Annotated in this window: 17 protein-coding genes; 2 read left to right on the top strand and 15 right to left on the bottom strand. The window is 48.9% G+C overall.

The annotated features are described in order from the left end of the window. Nucleotides 1–13 precede the first annotated feature (13 nt). Complete coding sequence (locus HII30_RS12260; RefSeq protein ID WP_169505329.1) at nt 14–898, bottom strand: carbohydrate ABC transporter permease; 885 nt, start codon at nt 896–898, stop codon at nt 14–16. Between the two features lie 22 nt (nt 899–920). Then, nucleotides 921–1,883, bottom strand: a complete 963-nt coding sequence (locus HII30_RS12265; protein WP_169505330.1) for an ABC transporter permease — start codon at nt 1,881–1,883, stop codon at nt 921–923. A gap of 265 nt (nt 1,884–2,148) precedes the next feature. On the opposite strand from HII30_RS12265, the gene HII30_RS12270 reads away from it, so the two are divergent. After that, on the top strand, nt 2,149–4,143 hold the full coding sequence (locus HII30_RS12270) for a beta-galactosidase (RefSeq protein ID WP_169505331.1): 1,995 nt from the start codon (nt 2,149–2,151) through the stop codon (nt 4,141–4,143). 50 nt (nt 4,144–4,193) lie between these two features. Here HII30_RS12270 and HII30_RS12275 read toward each other — a convergent pair whose 3' ends face one another. Together HII30_RS12275 and HII30_RS12280 are read right to left on the bottom strand one after the other, a co-directional pair. Then, nucleotides 4,194–5,054: a MurR/RpiR family transcriptional regulator gene (locus tag HII30_RS12275; RefSeq protein ID WP_169505332.1), complete on the bottom strand. Its 861-nt coding sequence runs from the start codon at nt 5,052–5,054 to the stop codon at nt 4,194–4,196. A gap of 24 nt (nt 5,055–5,078) precedes the next feature. After that, a complete protein-coding gene (locus tag HII30_RS12280; protein ID WP_169505333.1) occupies nt 5,079–6,038 on the bottom strand; it encodes an acetylxylan esterase in 960 nt (319 codons plus the stop codon). A 509-nt stretch (nt 6,039–6,547) separates the two neighbouring features. On the opposite strand from HII30_RS12280, the gene HII30_RS12285 reads away from it, so the two are divergent. Then, nucleotides 6,548–7,615 (top strand): Gfo/Idh/MocA family protein, encoded by a 1,068-nt coding sequence (locus HII30_RS12285; protein WP_169505334.1) that lies wholly within the window; start codon nt 6,548–6,550, stop codon nt 7,613–7,615. A 73-nt stretch (nt 7,616–7,688) separates the two neighbouring features. On the opposite strand, the gene HII30_RS12290 is transcribed toward HII30_RS12285, so the two are convergent. The 11 genes from HII30_RS12290 to HII30_RS12340 all read right to left on the bottom strand — a co-directional run bounded on the left by HII30_RS12290 (nt 7,689) and on the right by HII30_RS12340 (nt 19,301). Then, nucleotides 7,689–8,780, bottom strand: a complete 1,092-nt coding sequence (locus HII30_RS12290) for a class I SAM-dependent methyltransferase (protein ID WP_169505335.1) — start codon at nt 8,778–8,780, stop codon at nt 7,689–7,691. An 18-nt stretch (nt 8,781–8,798) separates the two neighbouring features. After that, complete coding sequence (locus HII30_RS12295) at nt 8,799–9,359, bottom strand: class I SAM-dependent methyltransferase (protein WP_169505336.1); 561 nt, start codon at nt 9,357–9,359, stop codon at nt 8,799–8,801. 42 nt (nt 9,360–9,401) lie between these two features. Continuing rightward, nucleotides 9,402–10,835 (bottom strand): glycosyltransferase family 4 protein, encoded by a 1,434-nt coding sequence (locus tag HII30_RS12300; protein ID WP_246246349.1) that lies wholly within the window; start codon nt 10,833–10,835, stop codon nt 9,402–9,404. A 165-nt stretch (nt 10,836–11,000) separates the two neighbouring features. Then, complete coding sequence (locus tag HII30_RS12305; RefSeq protein WP_169505338.1) at nt 11,001–11,555, bottom strand: STM3941 family protein; 555 nt, start codon at nt 11,553–11,555, stop codon at nt 11,001–11,003. 53 nt (nt 11,556–11,608) lie between these two features. Continuing rightward, entirely contained in the window at nt 11,609–12,511 is a 903-nt protein-coding gene (locus HII30_RS12310; RefSeq protein WP_169505393.1) for a TIGR01777 family oxidoreductase, read from the bottom strand. A gap of 15 nt (nt 12,512–12,526) precedes the next feature. Then, nucleotides 12,527–13,000: a double zinc ribbon domain-containing protein gene (locus tag HII30_RS12315; protein ID WP_169505339.1), complete on the bottom strand. Its 474-nt coding sequence runs from the start codon at nt 12,998–13,000 to the stop codon at nt 12,527–12,529. Nucleotides 13,001–13,154: 154 nt separating this feature from the next. Further along, nucleotides 13,155–14,567 carry a DHA2 family efflux MFS transporter permease subunit gene (locus HII30_RS12320; protein ID WP_169505394.1) on the bottom strand — a complete coding sequence of 471 codons (1,413 nt, stop codon included), beginning with the start codon at nt 14,565–14,567 and terminating at the stop codon, nt 13,155–13,157. A gap of 82 nt (nt 14,568–14,649) precedes the next feature. Next, entirely contained in the window at nt 14,650–15,318 is a 669-nt protein-coding gene (locus HII30_RS12325) for a TetR/AcrR family transcriptional regulator (protein WP_246246336.1), read from the bottom strand. A 196-nt stretch (nt 15,319–15,514) separates the two neighbouring features. Then, on the bottom strand, nt 15,515–15,913 hold the full coding sequence (locus HII30_RS12330) for a GNAT family N-acetyltransferase (protein ID WP_169505396.1): 399 nt from the start codon (nt 15,911–15,913) through the stop codon (nt 15,515–15,517). Next, nucleotides 15,903–16,466, bottom strand: coding sequence for a hypothetical protein (locus HII30_RS12335; RefSeq protein ID WP_169505340.1), 564 nt, complete (start codon nt 16,464–16,466; stop codon nt 15,903–15,905). The genes HII30_RS12330 and HII30_RS12335 overlap by 11 nt, the downstream gene beginning before the upstream one ends. 162 nt (nt 16,467–16,628) lie before the next feature. After that, nucleotides 16,629–19,301, bottom strand: coding sequence for an S-layer homology domain-containing protein (locus HII30_RS12340; protein WP_169505341.1), 2,673 nt, complete (start codon nt 19,299–19,301; stop codon nt 16,629–16,631). Between the last annotated feature and the right edge of the window lies 1 nt (nt 19,302).

Below are 19,302 nucleotides of genomic sequence, written 5' to 3' on the forward strand. Positions count from 1 at the left end.
CAAAATCGGACGTTTACCCTTTAACCGATCCCAGCAGGACGCCTTTGGCAAAATGCTTTTGAAGGAACGGGTACACGCATAAAATCGGAATGGTTCCTACCACGATGACCGCCATTTTAATCGATTGATCCGGCGGCTTAACAAAATTGGGATCCATGGAGTTCAAATCCCCCGCTGCTGCCTGGGACAGCAGAACAATCTGGCGCAGCATCACCTGCAGCGGCCATTTCTCAGGATTGTTGATATACAGTAGTGAGGCAAAGAAATCATTCCAGTGTCCGACCGCGTAGAACAATGTGAAGGTAGCAATGACTGGCATAGACAGCGGCAGTACAATCCGGCCAAGCAGGCCTATTTCTGAACAGCCGTCTATTCGGCCAGCTTCTTCGATCTCAATAGGAATTTCTTGAAAGAAGTTTTTGACAATAATCAGGTTGAATGCGCTGATCGCGCCGGGAAGCATGAGCGCCCAGAGCGAATCCAGAAGATGAAGTTCTTTGACAACCAGATAGGTCGGAATCATCCCCCCACCAAACAGCATGGAGAAAATGACGAGATTCAGTACGAGATTTCGGCCGTACAATCCTCTTTTGGCTAAAGCATAAGCCATCGTGAGCGTGAAAAACAGATTGACCAATGTACCGATCACCGTCACATAAAGGGAAATGCCGATACTTCTCACAATCGTGTCTGTTGAAAAGATAAATTCATAGGCATTTAATGTGAATGATTTTGGAATAAAGAACACTGCTCTGGAGGTCAGTTCCGCATCCGAGGCAAAAGAACCTGCGATGACATAGACGAATGGCAGCACGGCAGCCAGTCCGAATAATGTAAGCACAATATAGTTTATTGTATCGAAGGTCATACCGGCCGGTGTTCTATATGTTTTGGCCATGAATCGCATCCCCTTTCCTTCATTAGTAAAGTCCGGATTGACCGAATCTTTTTGCCAGCCAGTTAGCTCCGAGGACTAGAATAACCCCTACAACTGATTTGAACAGGCCAACAGCTGTACTATAGCTGAAAGCACCCTGCGTAATACCCATCGCGTAGACATATGTATCGAAGACCTCTCCCACGGAACGATTTAGCGGATTCAGCATCAAATAAATCTGTTCAAATCCGTTGTCCAGCACACTGCCCATCCGCAGGATCAGAAGAATGACGATGGTGCTGCGAATGGCCGGAAGTGTAATATGCCAGGTCTGTCTCCAGCGGTTCGCTCCGTCAATGGTTGCCGCTTCATACTGTTCCACATCCACAGCAGCCAGCGCGGCCAGAAAGATGATCGTTCCCCAACCGCATTCCTTCCATATCGTCTGAAGAATAATGATAGGCCGAAACCATGATGGATCAGACAGGAATTGAATTTTGTCACCCGTATATTGAAAAATCAGCTCATTGACCGTTCCTCCTTCCGTGGTAAGGAATACGTAGGTCAAGCTCGCCACAATGACCATGGAAATAAAATGCGGAACATAAATCATGGTTTGGATTGTGCGTTTGAAAAAGACCTGACGGACTTCGTTTAATAAAAGCGCAAAGATGATCGGCGCTGGAAAAAAGAATATGAGATTATAGAACGACAGCAGCAGCGTGTTGCGCAGCAGCATATAAAACTCTGGATTCTCGAAAAAGAGACGAAAATGCTCCAAGCCAACCCACTCACTTTTCCAAAAACCTGTGAACGGCTGGTAATTCTGAAAAGCAAGCAGTATTCCCCACATCGGAAAATACTTGAAGACGACAAAGTAAAGCAGTCCAGGCAGCAATAACAGATACAGCCATTTGTCCCTGCGCAGCCTGTTCATGATACTTGAACGCCAAGGCGTCTTTTTTGATATATGCGGAATATGATTCTGGGCTGAAATCTGTCCCATAGGTTCTCCACCTCCATCTGTCTTTCGTCACTGTGAGTGCGATTGGGATAATTATGATATAGCGCTTTCATTTTCGGCAATGAGACATTTTTGAAGATACAGAACAGGGACTATACAAGCATATTTCTAGAAAGTGCAAAGCTGGCAAAAAAGTGAAATCCTTGGTGATTCAGCTGCAATAAAGTCTGATTGAACTTAAGCCCTCGTTCCGTATGATGGGATAAAGATAGATGGTTATCATCCCATAAAGATGGAGTGAACATGGATGTTAAAAAAACTATATCATGGCACGGCCTTTTACCCTGAACTATGGAGCGCAGAAGTTGTGAGCAATGATATTTCATGGATGGAAGAGATTGGGATTAACGTGGTCCGGATTGGTGAATTTTTATGGTCCACTGTGGAGCCGCAGGAGGGACATATTGAGCTGGGACTGCTGGTGCAAGTAATTGGACAGCTTCATGAAGCGGGCATTGAAACGATTATGTGCACCCCTACTGCTACACCGCCGGTATGGTATTCACACGGTCACCCAGAGCGTCTGTTTGTTAACACAGAAGGAACCCGGTTAGGTCATGGATCACGCCAGCATGCTTGCACGAATCATCCATATTTCCGGGAGAAAGCGTCCATTATTACTGATCGGCTGGCACAGGAACTCGGGCAGCTCCCGGGCCTTATAGCCTGGCAGCTCGACAATGAGTTCAAGGCTCACGTATCTGCATGCATGTGTGATGTCTGCCGGGATCTGTGGCATGAATGGCTGGAACAGCGGTACGGTCAAGTGGAGCACCTGAATGAATGCTGGGGTACCCGCGTCTGGAGCCAATCTTATCAAGATTTCAGACAGGTCCCTCAGCCTGGCCCTACTCCCTTCCTGCACAACTCCTCCCTGCAAACCATGTACCAATTGTTCTCCATGGAAAAGATTGCAGAGTTCGCTGAGGAACAAGCAGCTATCATCCGCCGATCTTCCCCCGTGCCGGTAACCCATAACAGCAGCATGGCTTTTCACGTTGATAACGAGAGGCTGTTCCGGTCCCTAGATTTCGCATCTTATGATACGTACGCCAGCGCAGCCCACTACAGTGCATATATGCTGAACTGTGATCTGTTCAGAAATTTCAAACCAGACCATCCATTCTGGATTATGGAGACGAGTCCTTCGCACGCAGGTTCCATTGCCGGGAGCGGCACACCTCATCCTAACGGCTATCTGGCCGCTGAAGCGGTGGCCGCCTATGCTTCAGGAGCCGAAGGATTCTGTTACTGGCTGTGGCGGCAGCAGCGGTCCGGCTGCGAACAGCCTCACGGCTCTATTGTCAGTGCTTGGGGCAAACCCGGCATAGGCTACGAAAATGTCCTGGAAGCAGAAGCGGCCAGGAAATCCATTGAATCCGCTATCCTGAACAGCCGGCCTGTACGTGCTGAAGCTGCAATCACCTATTCCGATCGAGCTAAAGCCTTTCTAACGACAGAGTCTCATGGGAAGCTGCGCCACCGGGGATTAGTGAGCCTCGTATACGACGTCATGCTGCAAACTGGCATGCACCGGGATCTGATTCCAGAAGGTGCATCAATGGCGGGATATAAGCTGTTGTGGACTCCATTCGTCCCGCATTTATCTTCGGATTATATGAATCAGGCTCTGGCGTTTGTCGACAACGGGGGAATCTGGATTGTCGGACCGATGACTGCGGTAAGAACAGAAGAACATACAGTGCCAACTAACGCGGGCTTGGGGGATTTAGAGAAATTCACCGGTGCGGAAACCATATTCACCTACGATATGGACGGAACGGGCACCCTGGGTGAAGCATTCGGGGTAACAGCTCCCTTGTCTCTGTGGAGCACCGTGTTTAAACCGGTTGAAGCTGTCAGTATGGGGACACTGCTCGGCGGTCCTTCACCCGGCATGTCCTTCCTGACGGAATACAGACGGGGGCTGGGTAAGCTTGTCCTGCTGGGATCGATGCCGGCTGAAGAAGAAGGAAGCGAAATGCTGGAACAGATACTGATTCATTACGGACAAGAAGCCAATGTAAAGCGGCTGCTTCCCTTTACCCAAGGCACCATTGTCATTCCCCGGAAATCTCATCATGAAGATCTGTGGGTGATCATCAATATGAATGGTCAGGGTGGAAGCGTCACCCTACCAATGAACGGAACGGATAAACTTACCGGAGTATCGATATCAGCAGGCAATCTTGTGGTAAAACCGTATGAGTATCGTTTAATCGCTTTACCTGCCGGTGTATAAAAAGTCTGCCTCCATAGGAAAGGCCCGGCGTTCAGCCGGGCCTTAAACTTTCAGTATAATTTATCCGACGTTGCTTTCGCGGTAAGCTCCTTGTATTTCAAAGCCTGATCCTTCATCCGTAAAGATACGCCGGCATTCAACAGGTCGATAATTGAGAGCTGAGAAATCTTGGCTGACAGCGAGCTGCTCTGCAGCGGGTTCTCCCTTGCGACCATCAACAGGACGATGTCTGCGATCTTGGTGATCGGTGAGCGGGCATTGCTCGTAACGGCAATGATGCGGGCCCCTGCTCTTTTGGCAAGCATTAAATTATCGTTCGTGTCCTTGGTGCTGCCCGATATAGAAATTCCTACCGCGACCGATTGTCCGGTCATCAGCGCTGCTTCCACAGCCTGAAAGTGCGTATCAGTCCCCGCTCCACTCCGCTTACCGATCCGTAGGAAGCTCTGAGCCGCCTGGACAGCGGTCAGCCCGGAAGATCCGACTCCGAAGAACTGAATATCTGCGGCTTCATACAAAATGTCCACCGCTTTCCCCAGTTCCTCCGGGTTTAAAAGTTCCCGGGTCTGTTCCAGGGTATGGATATGCGACGTGATCAGCTTTTGAGTCAGTGAGGCTGCATCATCCTGATCGGTAATCTCGGTGTGCAAATAATCCATCGGCTGAACCAGATCCTGGGCCAGAGACAGTTTGAAATCCTGAAAACCTTGAAACTTCAGCTTGCGGCACAGCCTCAGTACCGTTGTTTCCCCGACATCGGCCCGGCTGGCAAGCTCGGTTACCGACAGGTAGATGACCTCCGGTGCGTGCTCCATAATATATTTGGCCGCTTTTTGCTCTGTCTTGGTGAGACCCTGGAAGTGACTGCGGATATGCAGCAGCGTTTTTCCTGACTCTTGCAAGATCTCCATGTCACTGACCTCCCTGATTACAGTTTAAATATCCAGTAAAAATTCCATGGCAATATCATTGAACCCCGGCAGTCCTTCATGACCAAAATCCGGATATATCTTCACCTGTTTGGCGGTTTTGATCTTGTTATAGGCAGCAAATTGAGTCGATGGCGGACATATGGTGTCCATCAATCCGCTGCCCATCAGCACCTCAGCTTGAATTCTTGGTGCCAAATGCTGTACATCAATATAACCGAGGCGATAAAAGATCTCATCTTCCCTTTCATGACGTGGATCGAAATGACGGAAGAAGGTTTGCAGCTCCTGATAGGCGCCTTTTGCCAAATCCATCTCCCATACCCGTCTGTAATCACACAGAAACGGAAATACGGAAACCGTCTTGACAATCCGCGGCTCCAGGGCAGCACAGGCAAGCGACAGCGCTCCGCCTTGGGAACCCCCGCTGGATACGACACGGGCTTCGTCGATTTCCGGCAGACTCATGATCACTCTCGCCAACTGGACCGTGTCCAGGAAAATATGGCGGAACAGCAGTTGTTCCGGACTGTCATCAAGGCCCCGGATGATATGTCCCTGATATGTCGTCCCTTTCACGCCGCCGGTGTCTTCCGAAAGTCCTCCTTGTCCGCGGCAATCCATCGCAGCCACGGCGAAGCCTTGAGAGACAAAGGTCAGCTTTTCGGACCAATCACCGGATCCGCCGGTATATCCGTGAAACTGAAGTACAGCTGGAACCGGATTAGAGATGTTCGACGGCTTCACATACTTCGCATGGATTTCGGCACCCCGAACGCTTTTAAAATACAAGTCATAACATTCCGCGTGCGGGAGCTTGGGTCCGTTTTTGACAAAACGGGCTTGCGGATCTACCCCATCCAGCTCTTTCAGCGCAGCATCCCAAAAGGCATCAAAATCTGCCGGCTTCGGGTTTATCCCCTGGTACTCTTTCAGTTTATCTAACGGCATATCTACTAATGGCATGCTTCTGCTCCTTTTCAGGCTCTCTCGGTTACTTGATGAAAGCCAGCCAGTTTGTCTTTCAATAATCCCATCATTAACCCGGAAGCAATTTCAGCGACGGTCCAGCCCGACACGATCGCACAAGGCCCCCCAGACGGCAGTGGAACATTCTCATATGTATAAGGAAGAGATCCCAGTACCCGGTCACTATCAAAAAGCCAATTTAAAATAAAATGGTACTGTGAAGCTCTGGTGTTACTGTGATTTTATCATGGGCATGTACCATTGTGTACTGCAGAATTGAAATATGATGAACACATGTAATATCATGGGACGGACGACGGGCCCCGCTTCTTGATTGTATCCAGCATATCACTGGTCCCGCGCATCCACATCTTAACGGCTGCTGCAAACGCCGTCAATTCATCTTTTATAAGGTATGACATCATGATTACAGGATTGAAATTGTAATTTTAACCTGTGAGTGTTGTAATATAGGTAGAAACGCACATGCAATCAGGAGGGATCACATGAAAGAAACGTTGAAAATTGCCATTATCGGATGCGGCGGAATAGCGAAAGCAGCTCATATCCCCGCATATTTAAAAAGCCCGGGAGCGGAAATAAAATATTTTTGCGACTTTAATCTGGCTCTTGCTGAAGAGCTTGTGAAAGAACATGGCTGCGGAACCGCGGTTCAGAATTACAAGGATATTCTGGATGATCCGGATCTTGATGCTGTATCCGTGTGCACGCCAAACCATGTTCATGCATCGGTTTCAATTGAATTTCTAAAAGCAGGTAAGCATGTCCTGTGCGAAAAACCGGCTGCCCGCACATACGAGGAAGCGCTGGAAATGCAAAAAGTGGCCCAGGAAACCGGGAAAATACTTCTTATTGGTGTCGTCAACCGCTTCAACACAGCGGTCAATATTATCAAGAACATGATTGAAGATGGCGAGCTGGGTGAACTGTATCATATTTATGCCAGCTTCCGTGCCCACCGTTCCATTCCGGGTCTGGGCGGAGCGTTCACAACACGTGCAATATCTGGCGGCGGTGTGATGATTGACTGGGGCATTCATTATCTGGACATCGTTATGTACTGTTCAGGTGACCCTAAACCGAAAACCGTTACTGCTCAGGCCTACTCCAAGCTGGGCCGGGATATGAAAGAATATGCTTATATGAACATGTGGGCAGGGCCGCCGAAATTTGAAGGTACATATGATGTCGATGATTTTGTGACCGCACTGATCCGCACAGAGGGGCCTACCATCTCCATGAACGGCTCCTGGGCGCAAAACATTGGTGAAGAAGAAATGTATATCGACTTTCTGGGCGACAAGGCAGGCATTCGCCTGAACTACGGCGGCGACTTCAAGCTCTTCGGCGCCAAGAACGGCGCACTTATGGAGAGCACGCCCAAGTTTAATAAGCAGGATCAGTTCCAGTCGGAAATCGATGCGTTCCTGAACAGCATCCGGACAGGCGAGAAACTGCCATCGCATATCGATACGGTTATTGTTTCTGCCAAAATGATTCAGGCTATCTATGACTCTTCCGAGCAAGGTAAAGAAATTTCATTTACATCTTGATTCAAATAAAAGCATTGGAACGTCTTGTGTTGACAAGCGGCTCCAATGCTTTTTACTTTTTGTACCCCTCTGATCATGGCTTCAGAAAATAACCCAGCTCTCTGGTTTTACCCGTTCCCGAAGTTTGAGCCAGCTTCACATAATGTTTGAACCCTGTGTGCCCCATAATGAGAGTCTTCTCGTGTTCCGGATGACTTCCGGATTCCCAAATCAGCATATGACTGATACACTGATCGATTCGGGAAAGAAAGACATCCCTGATATGGATGTCATTCATAACATGATAGAACACCGTAAGCAGGATACCGATATCATAGGTTTGTAAATTCAAGGTCCTCTCCAATCGCTCGGGCAGCAGATTAAAATTCACCCGCTCCAGCACATTCAGCTGTACGGCCAGGTCTACATGCTCTGTCATCGGCTCCAATCCGGTGACCTCGGCTCCTTCTCTTGCAAAATGACGAGCAAAATAGCCTGTATTACAGCCAATATCCAATACCCTTTTGCCTCTTAACGATAGGTCTCGCATGCCATCCATCATCAAATCCAGCCGGGTCGGGTAGCTGCCATCCCGCTCACTGGGCATATGATAAAAAGCCGGATGCAGAATTGGTGTATACAGCAGCTTACGGTTATGTTTCCGGAATGCAGCGGATACGTTCGGGATGACATCAGAATGAATCCAGTGGGTATAGTCTTCCCTCGTCATTTTCACACGAATTATCCTACGGCCCTGCAAATATAAAAAGACAACGCGATGATGTCCGTCATTCAGGTTAAAATAACCGCCGTTCCGATTGTACGTCACGATGGGCGGCTCATATTGAAAGTATCCGCCCCCGGCTTCCAGTGATGAAGTCATGAGTTTGAAATGTTCTGCTCTGTGCTGAATCACCTCACGATCCTTCATTGGCGGCTTTAATCCTCTAGTATTATAAATCGTGCGATACCATTCCAGATATTCCGTGGGATATTCGCTATATCCGGAGAAATAGCGGAACAGCTGTTTATGACTGTGCAGCTTCATGATCGGCTGGTCTGCTGTACGCAGGTGATGCTCATACCATGTATCGGTATAATGAGGGATCTCACACTTTCGGCCTTCACCTATTTTTTCAGTAAATAATAGTTCAACCGGCACTTCTGCTCTTACGTATCCACTCATAATCATGCCTCCAGCATGTTAATATCTTGAATACACATAGGTGGAGAAATCACGGTTTATATAGTCTTTGAAATGCTGCTTTGCTTTCACTGGATACTGATCCAGCTCCTGTGTGGTCCATGTGCTCCGGTGTGTTTCATGTGCATTCCCGTATACCGTTCCCTGCGGCCAGTTGCTTCCGATTGGAATATTCAGCATGACGAATCTCCCTTTCATCAAGCAGGCGTTCAATAATGAAACTGCCCTGACTTTATCAAAGTGCTCCAGCACGTCCCCTAGTATAATGAGATCATACTGCTGCGGGTCCGCAGCGTGCACGAAATCATAGGCATCTCCAATATGAATCTGGTTATAAAAATAAGCATGGTACGGGTCCACATTTTTCGGGAAAATCTCTACCCCTTCAATCCGGACACGCCACTGTTTGCGAAAGACACGTCCGTTCCATACCTCCAAAAACTCACGGCACAGCATCCCCCATCGTCCGAAGCCTACACCAATATCCAGTACCCGGTTCGGTGAGATCATTCGGATTTGTTCTACACAAAACGAAATATTCTGCCAGTTGGAAGTCCCCATACCGTGTGCCCCTTCTTTCTTTGAAAAAAATGATCGGCTTCCCTAGTCTCTTCTCATCTCCTGAATCACTCTCATATCCGGCAGCTTGTATCCAGGAGGCAGTTTCAAGACAGCCCGGTCCCAAACTTCACGATTCACATGCTGATCAGGATGAAACAATGGCTTCACAAACAAGCTGTTATAATGATCTGCTGAAATGCGCAGGCCTCTCACTGACTTCTGCTTGCGCGGCGTTTCAGATCCGGCGGTTCCATGCTGCTTCTGCGAGATCGCTTTTGTATAAACCTGAATCAAAGCAGCCATCATCCCATCCAGCGAACGGTTCTTCAGTGCAAACTTCTTGGCACGACGCCCCAGCTTCTCCCTCAGCCGGTCATCCCGAAGCAGCAGGTTCAGGTTTTGGCACAATGCTTCATCGCTGCCGGGTGGTGAGAGCAGGCCGTCCCGCTGATGCCGAATGGCCTCACTTAACCCTCCTGCGCTCGATGAAGCGATGGCCAGCCCTGCGGTCTGGGCTTCCATGACGGAATACGAAAGGGTCTCCATCAGGCTTGGCATGACAAAAATATCAGCCTGTGCAAGCAGATATGCCACATCATTCCGGGTACCGAGAAAGCGCACGTTTCCGCGTAATCCCAGCTTTCGGCACTGACGGATATATTCCGCCTTTTTGTCTCCATCGCCCACGATCCAGCACTCCCAGTCCTGGCGTTCCTGTTGAAGACGGCCAAGTGCCTTCAACAGCACATCCATTCCTTTTTCCGGGCTTAATCGGGAGGTGCTGATGATGACTTTTCTGGATTGTTTATTCGGGATGAGTCCGCCGCTTTTTTTCATATTCTCCTCGAACTCCTGAATATTCATAGCATATGGAATCAGACGGATCTGATGGGCCTGAAGCTGAAACTGCTCTGTCATGATCCCTTTCAACCAGTGAGAGGCAAGCAGCACCTTATCACTGACAGAACCGCCGATCCGCTCCATTGCCCTGTAGTACTTCCAGACGGGTGACTGAAGAGGGATCGGATAGGAGGGATTGTGACGCAGCGTGTCCAGCACGGTCAGTGCAGCTGAGGCATGAATACTGGTGATCAGCGGAATATGTGCAGGCTTTACTCTTCGTACGGCTGCTGCTGCAAGTACATCCTGGGCATGAATCACGTCATACTGCTCCAAATGATGCGAAGCCAGTGTCAGCTCCAGACAGTACCGCTCCCACTCTGCATATTTCACCCAATCGTTCCCGACAAGGCCTGGGGCAGATCGAGCGTTCAGTTTAAGATCCAGCAGCTTTTTAAAATGTGTCTTGGCAATCCGGTCATCCTGTCCAATCTGATGAAACGCATCCAGTCCGTCCCCTATGATATCCACTTCGTGACCGGCTTGCTCCAATCCGTATTTCACCTGCTGCATATACCTCCACAAACCGCCAACAAATGGAATTTGAAAATAAGTGACCAGCAGCACTTTCACCATATTCACGCTCCCTCCTGGTCCAGCAGCAATTCTCACAAATCTTTTGAATAAAATAGTATATTCCTGCAGGTTTGCTGACGAGCAGGCAGAAGACACTCGAAGAACGCACATTTTCTAGCAGAATCAAGAAAAAGAGACTCCATTAAGGAATCTCTTTGTTCTGTCTTATGAACTTGAATCGGGTTTCATGGGTTTGGCGGTTTTCCACCTTTTCAGGATGATCAGATACACTTTGTCCAGGTTCTCAGAAATGGCTGACCCTGAAATATTAACCTCTGCCGATACCATGCCTTTGTTGGCACGCATCAACAGCTTCTTAAACCCCTTTTGCTGTGATAAAAAAGCATCCGGGTTAAGCAGCTTGATCCCGATCATCCGCTGGTTCATCATCTCATACAGTGTGACATCCTCAATCTCATGCCAACGAATCAGACCGCCTTCCACATACGATGAATGATCCGTAATACCTTCTTCGTTAATGATTAAAGCTGGCTTTCGGTTTACAGCTCGTGCGATAAGATAAATCAGACACAGTCCGAAAAAAAGAATTGTTACTGCACCGATAATTGTAATTATCATAGAGGATTCTTCTTCTGACATGCCGGAATACATCATAGCCACTCCCGCAAGGACGAAAAGAAGTGCAAACAAAATCAATTTACCGCTCTTATTATAAATAACCAATTCTTCACTTGTATGCATTGGGGTCTTGTCATTCAATGCAAACGCCTCCTATTGTCGTCATTCCTGGATGTGGTTGTACCTTTAAGATGTTACCTGCTGCGATCCGCCTGTACAATATGCTGCAAGGCTTCGCGAAGTTTATCATGCTTGAAATGGTATCCTTCCTGCTGCAGGCGTTCAGGAATAACCCAGCGGCTCTTCAGCACAAGCTCTGTCTCAGTTTTAATAAAGACGGCTCCCATTTCCAGCATCCATTTCGGCGAAGGAAGGCCAACCGGCCTGTGCAGAATGCTGCGCAGCTGGGCCATCAGCTCACGGTTGGTCACCGGCTGTGGAGAAGCACAGTTGAATACACCGCTCAGATCCTCCCGATCACGGAGAAACAGAATGATGCCCAGTACATCTTCAATGTGAATCCAGCTGAACATCTGGTCTCCCGGGCCTTGATGTCCGCCCAGGCCAAACCGCACCAGATTCTGCATGGGGGTCATGACACCCCCTCCGGGACCCAGGACGATGGATATCCGGAGCGCGGCCTGCCTGGTGTACGGCAGCTGGAATTGAAAGAAGGTCTCTTCCCATTTCTTCGCCACTTCCACACTAAAGCCTGAGCCGATCTCACCCGACTGTTCCGTCATGGGCCGGTCTTGTGCATGCCGATAAATGGTTGCTGTACTGGAGTTGAGCCACAAGACTGGAGGCTTCGCACAAGCCAGAACGGCTTCGCCTAAAATCTGAGTCGTCTCCGTGCGGGAATCGAAAATCTCCTGTTTATTCCTCTCATTATATCGGCAGTTCACCGATTTACCCGCCAGATTGATAAGCATTTCCGCACCTTCAAGCGCTTGGATGATGTTATCACGATCCTGCCAGGAAACATGCTGCTTCTGTCTGGAGATGATGATAACTTCGTATCCTAAGCGGGACAATTCATTTTCCAGATAGGATCCGATAAACCCGGTTCCCCCTGCAAGCACTGCTTTTTTCATGATTGATTGAGACCACCCTTATGTAAAAATAAAAAACAATATAATCTGAATAACCAGGATCGCTAACCCTAGAAACAGCAGCATTTTCCCGCTATCCCGCTTATCCTGGTCATCGTTAAAGGAGGCAACTCCGCCAATGATCAGTCCGGTGATCGGTATTAATATTGTTGAGATCATGATCAGCGTCATCGCTGTGTTATCCGGTACAGGAGGAAGTACCTCAATATGATGGTTATGAGATTCACGGCCAGCTGCTCTCGACGCCAAGGTTCCACAGTATTTGCACTTCATTGCCCCTTCTTCCAGCGGCTCCCGGCAGTGGCTGCACACCTTAGAGGTTCTACGAGAACCGTAAAGAGATGTGTCCATCTCCTTATCCGCATTAAGCGTGCCTTGAAGTGAGGCTTGCTTTAGCGATGTGCCGCAGACGATGCAGATGACGGCATGTTCCTTGTTCCCTTCTCCGCAGGAAGGACATATTTTGACGGCCATATTATAACTCCTTTCTCCCGCTTCCATTATATTAAAGACGCTTAGAAAGAACAAAAGTTACCAAAAAGATGCTGAAACAACAAAACGCACAGGTCGGGCAGCTGCTCCTTACCGGAGAGCCGTCCGCTGTGCGCTGGCTGCAGGGCTGTTGTTCTTAATGAACAGGACCCTGCGGATTAGACTGATTCGCAACCTGTACTCGCTTGATAAACAAAGCACAGACCAGACCGATCAAGGCAAGAATCAAGGCGAATATAAAAGCATGCTGGACGCCCGATGTAAACGCAGCCAGCTGTGTTTCACCGCTTTCCGGATTGGCAGCTGTGCTGAGATACCTTGATTGTCCTGCACTCAAAATGCTCACGGCAAGTGCTGTACCAATCGCGCCGGCTACCTGCTGCAGAGTATTCATAATGGCTGTTCCGTGAGGGTAATACTCCCGCGGCAGCTGATTCAGGCCGTTCGTCTGAGCAGGCATCATAATCATCGAGATGGCAATCATCATAAAGATGTGCATCGTAACGAGCTGCCAGAGCGGTGTAGATGGTTCGATACGGGTATACAGAAACAGTACTGCCGACACGATGACCATGCCCGAAATGACAAGCCATCTTGGACCGAACTTATCAAACAAGCGTCCCATGACCGGGGACAACAACCCGTTCAGGAGACTGCCCGGAAGCAGCACAAGACCGGCTGTGAGGGCGGTAATGGCAAGTCCCTGCTGCAAATACATCGGCAGGATCAGCATGGATGAGAGCAGCATCATCATGCAGATAAAAATGAGCAGCAGCCCGATAGTGAACATCGGATACTTGAAGGTCCGAAGATCCATAACAGGCTGGTCCATCCTCAATTGACGAATAGCGAAAATGAGCAGTGACACAATGCCAACCGCAAGGGTGATGATGACCACCGGACTGCTCCAGCCTCCCGCACCCTCTCCATGACCGCCAGCACTGCTGAATCCATACACAATGCCCCCGAAGCCTAATGTGGATAAGGCGATCGACAATAGATCGATTCTCGGCTTGGTCAGCCTGGAGATGTTGGGCAGAAACAGCAGGCCGCAGACCAGCGATATGATAAAGAACGGCAGAGAAATCCAGAAAATCCAGTGCCAGCTCAGGTTAGCCAAAATCAAACCCGAGATGGTTGGACCACTCGCAGGAGCGAACATGATGACCAAACCGATCAGTCCCATAGCCGCTCCACGTTTCTCAATCGGGAAGATCACCAGTATAGTATTGAACATTAAAGGCAGCAGCAGAGCTGTACCCACTGCCTGAAGCACGCGGGCCGCCAGCAGCATCTCAAAGCTTGGCGCAAGCGCAGCGACCAGTGTGCCTGCGATCGAGAATAACAGGGATGTGACAAACAGCTGCCGGGTTGTAAACCACTGCAGCAGCAGGCCGGAAACCGGCACGAGAACCCCCAGCACCAGCAGATAACCGGTGGTTAACCATTGAATGGTTGTCGGACCTACCTCAAGCAAGCCCATCAGCGGGGTTAGTGCGACATTCAGCGCCGTCTCACTGAACAGCCCGATAAATCCGCTGAGCAGCATGGCGAATAAAATCGGCACCGCCTTATATATTTGTTGTTCTTGCTGGTCATTACCTGGACCAGCCGGTATGGTAGCTTCCACGTTACTTTCCTCCTAAACTCTGTTTAATGACAACCGACAAATAATCAGCAGCTGTCAGCAAAGGCTCCTTGCTCTGATTCGTCAAGCTGATAATAAGCGCGCCCTCCATTAAAGAAATGACCAGCAGTGCCGTCTCAGCTGCCACCGTGAGAGGTACACCCTCAACGACAAGCTGCTGCTTAATAGCATCCTGCCAGTTCGAGAACACCCGCTGGCAGGCTGTCCGCAGCTCCAGACTGATACAGGAGGTTTCGACAGCAGCCCAGAAGCTGAATGGCAGGAATCCCGTGAATCCGGCCGCCTCTGCTTCTGAGGCCAAATCCACAATGAATTGACGGATCGCATCGCCTGTATTGTCATGTTTATCGAACGTACACTGAAACGCCTGCAAAATCTGCACATTCGCAAGTTCAATGCAGACAAGTGCCAATTCCTCTTTGCCACCAGGAAAATAATGATACAAAGATCCCTTAGGCGCCTTACTCTCTTGAACAATCTGATTCAGTCCAGTGGCATGATACCCCTGTGAAAAAAACAGCCTGGCTGCCGTGTTGATGATGACATCTTTTGTATTCGATTTGGCAGACAGCGAAATCCCTCCTTCATTTCTTTTGCGTGAAATTATAACAATCGGTCTACATAATTTAATCCTAAGACGGAGCAAAGTCAATGTTTAATTGGGACTTACACGTCTCCTTTCTTCTTTCACTCAAAATATATTGCTGCGATCCAAAAGTTTACTCACTCAAGGGAGAACGGCTGCAGCTATAAGCATACTCAAATACACAAAACCAGCAGAGGATTAATCGCCTGCTTGTTTTGTGTATTGCAATTCGCTAATACGATGGCTTATTCTTATCCAGATATTACTTCTTCCTAGGGATAACATATGCCTTGTCGGATTTGGTAAAGCCGACCCGAGGATAATAGTCTACCGCTCCCGGAGCTGATAAGAGTACCAGGGAGCACTCCTCTCCGATAGCGTGTTGAACCCGGGCAATCAGTTCCTTGCCTATGCCGTGTTTCTGGTACTTCTTATCAACCGCCAGATCCGACAGATAGCAGCAGTAGGCATAGTCGGTTAATCCCCGGGCCACACCCACCATTCTCCCCTCTGCCCATGCTGTGATCAGTACATCGGACTGATCAATCATTCTCTGTATACGATGAATATCCTCATAAGGTCTTTTGATTCCCGAGTTTTTGAAAACTTCTGCCACGTCCCTTGCCTGCTGATCCTTGTCTTCTGAATACTTAATCTGCATCTGCACTATTTAACGCCTCCTCTTCCTTCTGCAGTTTCTGGATCAGGGATTGAATATTTTGAATGCTAATCTCTGTATCTGTCCCATCCAAAGAGGCCCGTCTATTACCTTCATCCTTATCCCGAAGAATCCAGACGCTGAATCCACCCTGGACTTGATCATGATCCCATTCCACTGCCGGGCCTTCGATGCCGAATCCAGTCAGCGCTTCTCTGAGGGCGTACAGCGGGTCATGATAACCGATCAGCACTAATGGAGAAAATTGCTGTTCTCCTTCATTCAGCCAGTTGGTATCTACGTCCTTCACCATCCTAGAATCAATCCAAATTTCGGTCTCTGCTGTGGACACTTTGCTCTTCAGGTCATTAAAGCTGTGTACTTTCAAGATTTCAGGATGTGATTCCAAATCCTGCTTCTTCAGCAGTGCTCCGGATTTAGGTGCTAAATAAACTGCTTGAATAGAAGTAGACTCGTCCTGCTCAGGGACTGAATCACCCACGGACTCACAACCGGTCAGAACCCAAAATATCAACAGAATAACGGTTATCTGCACCCACCTGGTTCTATTCTTATTTAACATCTGCACTTCCAATTCCTCCCTTAATACCGGACCTTACCAAATTTAACGGCTGGAGCCTGAGAAAAGTTACTCCAATATGTACAAAAATAAAAAAATGCGTGCCCCTAAAGGCACGCATAGTGTGTTAAAACAGCTTTATTTCAGTTGAAGCACCTCAAACATCATCTTGGCCAGCTCGGCACGTGTCACTGCCGCCTCAGGCTCAAATTGTTTTCGGCCTTTCCCTTGCAGGATACCCATCTGCTGCAGTTTTGTAACGTCATCCACAGCCCAAGGGGAGATGTCACGCTGATCCTTAAACGATACACTTTCCATCAACGCAGGTTCGCTGATTTCCAGCTTCTCGATCAGCCGGTTCAACAGCACGGCCGCTTCTTCGCGGGTTATCGATTCCTTCGGACGGAAGCTGCCGTCAAATCCCTGGATCAATCCAAGTGCTGCTGCCTGTCCAACCTCATCGGCATAATAGGCCTCCGGCGCAACGTCGTTGAAATTGTAGGCCGACTTGTCGGCATCCTGTCCCAGCACTCTCATCGCCAGCACTGCAAAATCTGCACGAGTCACATGTTCAGCAGGTGCATAACGATTTAGTTCTACACCTTGAATCAGGTGCTTCGCGGCCAGCTTCTGAACGACTTCCTTCGCCCAACTTCCATTCATATCCGCAAACACCGGACGCCATTCCAGCAGCTCGTATGTTCCGGGAAGGTTACTGCGGAAAGAGATGCTGCTTTCCTTCAAGTCCCCGCCGACATATGTGAGCTTGCCATTCACCACTTGATATACTCCGGCATAATCCGGATCGATGGCTGCCATCTGTTTTGTTGTCAGCTTCCACGTCCATACTGCAGGGGACATAAGCGTTGAAACTATCGTCATATCCTTCTCATCCTGTCCGCTCTGCTTGACAGATAAATTCCACGAGAAGGCTATGCCTGTCTGAGTCATATGCGGTATGAGTCCGCTGTTCTGACTGGACGGGACACTCTCCAGCTTGAGAATCAGCTGACTACCAGCTGGTCCTTTTGCAGATGGAATGGATCCAGCCGGAAGCGTCATTGTATAGACTGGTGTTTCCACACGCAGTGCCAGTTTATTCTGGTTAATCGCTTCGTTCAGCGCATCATAGTCCAGCTCCAGCGTGTACGAATCCTTCAACAAGTCTGCACCTTGCTGCAGCTGGACAGAGATCGTTTTTGATGATCCAGCTGACTCGTTTGCTGCCTGTTGAAGCACAGCTGCACTTACCCTGTAAACACCAGATGCATCCGGCCCAGGTATGGTGATGCCTTTTCCAGGTTGATAAGATGTTTCGGGTTTCCCAGCCGGAGGCTTTGGAGGCGCTGGCCGGGATGGTACACCCGGATTACCCGAGCCCGGGCTTCCGCCGCCGGACGGCGGATCAACGACCGGAGGTGTGACTGCAAAGGCAGTAAATCCCCAAATATCGGAAAGTGTCATGCCACTGAAGTCATCCTCAGCTTTCACATACCACTGATAATATTGATTTCCGGCTAGGCCGCTCCAGTTTACAGATGCAGTATTCCCGCTGTTCACCTGTTCCACCTGACCGATTTTCTCATTCGTATACACACTCACACCGATGTAATCCGTGGCTACACGCTTCAGCCTCGGCTGAAGGTCGAGATCCAGAGAAAATTCGTCTTTGCCCGGAAATTGGTCAGGCTTATAATAATTATAATCATCCAAATAAGGTGAATAGGTCTTGATATGCAGCTTGTTGTTCGCCACATCGAACTGCATCAGCCGGATATAGCCCAGTCCGCCTTCTGGCGCACCCTGATAATCAGCAAGCATCTGATACACTTTGCGGTCCGGAATGCCATCTCCGTTATCATCCAGCTCTTCCGTGTTCAGCTCGGCATCATGGTAGTGACCGGATAAAGCTGCGATCACGTTTTTGTTCGGCTTTACCACTTTTTCAAAAATCTCATCCGCAATCGGTGCCCGGTTGTTCGAAACCAGCAGATATTCATGAAGACTCAGAATCGCTTTCCGTTCCGGATATTTTGCAACCACTTCATTCATCCACTGAATTTCCTGCTCCTGCAGTCCCCAGCCCATATACACGATAATGAAATCATTGCCACCCGCCGAAATCAGATCATAATGCCCGCGGTTATCGTCATAGGAACCCCCGAATACCGGACTATTCTTAAATCTCCAATCTCCAAAATATTTCTTGTATGCTTCATAATCTCCGGTCTGATGGCCGACATCATGGTTGCCTGCGAGTACGCCGTAAGGAATTTGCGCATCCTCAAGCACCTTCATATTTCGGTCTGCTTCCAGCCATTGATATTCCTGCTCGGACTTATCGACCAGATCTCCGGTATGAATCACATATTTTAATTTCAGATCTTCTTTATTGTCTGCCAGCCACTGTACATTTTTGCGGTAGATATGCGGGTACGACTGTGAGTAATACTGCGTATCCGACATCCATGCAAAAGAGAAATCGTATGGATCCTCGGTTACCGGTCTGCTTGCTCCAGACGCACCCCCAACAGCAATCTCATCCTGTACCATAATCGAAATACTGCCATTTACGGCGTATTGTCCAGCCGTCACTTTAGAAGTCAGTTCAAAATCCTCTTCTCCGGCGATCCTGCTGTCCAGCATGATCCACTTTGAATCTTCCGCTTTCCAGGCATACAGACTGACCTTCCGCTCCGGCAGCGACTTGCCCTGCCATTTAACCTCGACGGAATCTGATGCTTTCACCAACGGGTCCAGCTTGATTTCATAACGCTGATACGGAAACTGTTCCTCTGAATCGGTGGTCAAA

The sequence above is a fragment of the Paenibacillus lemnae genome, assembly GCF_012933385.1.
In the GTDB taxonomy this organism is placed as follows: Bacteria; Bacillota; Bacilli; order Paenibacillales; family Paenibacillaceae; genus Paenibacillus_AQ; species Paenibacillus_AQ lemnae.

Excerpts from the sequence above, each read along its gene's own strand:
- HII30_RS12260 (WP_169505329.1), bottom strand. The coding sequence starts at position 898 with ATGGCCAAAACATATAGAACACCGGCCGGTATGACCTTCGATACAATA.
- HII30_RS12265 (WP_169505330.1), bottom strand. The coding sequence starts at position 1,883 with ATGGGACAGATTTCAGCCCAGAATCATATTCCGCATATATCAAAAAAG.
- HII30_RS12270 (WP_169505331.1), top strand. The coding sequence starts at position 2,149 with ATGTTAAAAAAACTATATCATGGCACGGCCTTTTACCCTGAACTATGG.
- HII30_RS12275 (WP_169505332.1), bottom strand. The coding sequence starts at position 5,054 with ATGGAGATCTTGCAAGAGTCAGGAAAAACGCTGCTGCATATCCGCAGT.
- HII30_RS12280 (WP_169505333.1), bottom strand. The coding sequence starts at position 6,038 with ATGCCATTAGTAGATATGCCGTTAGATAAACTGAAAGAGTACCAGGGG.
- HII30_RS12285 (WP_169505334.1), top strand. The coding sequence starts at position 6,548 with ATGAAAGAAACGTTGAAAATTGCCATTATCGGATGCGGCGGAATAGCG.
- HII30_RS12290 (WP_169505335.1), bottom strand. The coding sequence starts at position 8,780 with ATGAGTGGATACGTAAGAGCAGAAGTGCCGGTTGAACTATTATTTACT.
- HII30_RS12295 (WP_169505336.1), bottom strand. The coding sequence starts at position 9,359 with ATGGGGACTTCCAACTGGCAGAATATTTCGTTTTGTGTAGAACAAATC.
- HII30_RS12300 (WP_246246349.1), bottom strand. The coding sequence starts at position 10,835 with ATGGTGAAAGTGCTGCTGGTCACTTATTTTCAAATTCCATTTGTTGGC.
- HII30_RS12315 (WP_169505339.1), bottom strand. The coding sequence starts at position 13,000 with ATGGCCGTCAAAATATGTCCTTCCTGCGGAGAAGGGAACAAGGAACAT.
- HII30_RS12320 (WP_169505394.1), bottom strand. The coding sequence starts at position 14,567 with ATGCTGCTCAGCGGATTTATCGGGCTGTTCAGTGAGACGGCGCTGAAT.
- HII30_RS12330 (WP_169505396.1), bottom strand. The coding sequence starts at position 15,913 with ATGCAGATTAAGTATTCAGAAGACAAGGATCAGCAGGCAAGGGACGTG.